The organism is Hydrocoleum sp. CS-953 (genome assembly GCF_002260545.1).
In the GTDB taxonomy this organism is placed as follows: Bacteria; Cyanobacteriota; Cyanobacteriia; order Cyanobacteriales; family Microcoleaceae; genus Trichodesmium.
The window spans coordinates 1-1,847 of the sequence record NZ_LGSU01000064.1 but is presented as its reverse complement, the minus strand read 5'-3'; the positions used below and the strand labels follow the sequence as shown (position 1 = coordinate 1,847).

At 30.8% G+C, this 1,847-nt stretch carries 1 protein-coding gene and 1 pseudogene; both read left to right on the top strand.

Going from position 1 to position 1,847, the window contains the following annotated elements; genetic code table 11:
* Positions 1-219 precede the first annotated feature (219 nt).
* A pseudogene (locus AFK68_RS43895) lies at positions 220-600 on the top strand (AAA family ATPase); the annotation flags it as partial.
* A gap of 2 nt (positions 601-602) precedes the next feature.
* A partial coding sequence (locus AFK68_RS43890) for an ATP-dependent endonuclease (RefSeq protein ID WP_371357146.1) occupies positions 603-1,847 on the top strand: 1,245 nt, incomplete at its 3' end.

Sequence of the window (1,847 nt, the reverse complement as noted above, 5' to 3'; positions counted from 1 at the left end):
CGCTATAATTTCCCAGTTTTTTTGATTTCCAGTTCTAGGAAAGATGGAGAATAATAGCTGTAATTTTTTTATAGTTTGCGAGGGTTGTTATTAGTTTTCAGTAAAACTAGAAATTTTAATTATACCACACAAAGTATTTTTACTGTAGTACAATAACTGTTTGTGTTGTTAGAGAAAGTTATATAGCAATTTTTTTGTTGAAATTTTGAGGTGATTAGTATGTATATTTCCAAATTTCAGATATTGAATTATAAGTCGTTTCGAGATTCTGGTTGGTTAGAGTTTCAGCCAGGTATTAATATTATTGTTGGTACGAATAATTCTGGTAAAACAGCTCTATTGGAAAGTCTGGGATTAGAGTTTAAAGATAATCCTTATCGTAATATTAGATTGAGAGATATTCCTGACTCAGACTCGCCGGATGAGTCAGTTGCTAATATTACTTTTAGATTGGAAAAATCGGAAATTATTTCATTGATTGATGGAGCAGTTTGTATCAATCGTGAAAATGACTTAACTATTTTTCAGGAATGGTTTGATCAGGTTAAAGAGATAGAAATTACTGTTTCTAATTATGACAATGATCCTAGTATAGTTTTTNTATAGTTATCTCAGATTTTCCAGAAAATATAAATTTATATCAACCATTTTGTGATTCATGGGGTGTTGTTAGAGAAAAAAAAGTATTTGTTCTTGAAACAAACGACAGTGGAAAATTCAAACTCAAGGAAAAAGTTCTAAAATTTGAAAAATACAGAGTAAGTTTTGGTAAACTTATATTTGATGAATTAAAAGGTCAAATATATAGATTTAATTCTGAACGATTTCATATTGGTAGTTGCCTTACTGGAGATAGCTTAATACTTGAGCCTAATGCTAGTAATCTAGCAGAAGTTATTAATCAAATTCAGTTGCGAGGCAAAAGAAAGATTTATGAAAAATTTAATCAATATGTAAATATGATGTTTCCAGAAATCAAAGAAGTTTCTGCTCGTATTCAAGAGCAAAAATCTTACATTGATAATAATTCCTTAGAAGTTTTAGTTTGGTCTCCAGAAGCATTAGAAGAAGATGAAGAAGATTTAGCACTAAAATTAGCAGACTGCGGAACAGGAGTTAGTCAAGTTTTAGCCATACTTTATGTAGTAGTAACTGCCTCGGAACCAAAAACTATTATTATTGACGAACCTCAATCATTTCTCCATCCAAATTTGATTAGGAAATTAATAAATATCTTTAAAGAATTTCCTCAACACCAATACTTTATAGCCACCCATTCACCCATAGTTATTTCCGAAGCTAACCCCGCAAAAATTTTACAATTATCTTATTCTGATGGTGAAACTAAAACTAAAATTATTAACTCAAAAGAAACGACAGAATTACGTTCTCTTTTAATAGAATTAGGAGTAAGTTTATCCGATGTATTTGGTGCCGATGCAATTTTGTGGGTAGAAGGCCCGACAGAAGAACGTTGTTTTCCCCGAATTTTAGAAGAACTTTGTTTTCCCCGAACCTCAGAAGAATTTGGTTATCTTTCAATGAAAGGTATACAAATTATGGCAGTAAAAGATACCGGACGTTTAGAAAGGAAAAACGCTCGTATTATTTTCGATATTTATGATAAATTGAGTGGCGGAAATACTTTATTTCCTCCAGCTATTGGATTTATATTAGATAGTGAAAATAGAACGGAAAAAGAGAAGCAAGATATTAGTAGACGTGGTAAGGAAAAAGTCAAGTTTTTAGAACGTTGTACTTATGAAAATTATTTACTCCATCCTCAAGCAATTTTCGAGATATTAAAACAAGAAAATCCATCTGTTGAAATAGATATAGCTTTTCGG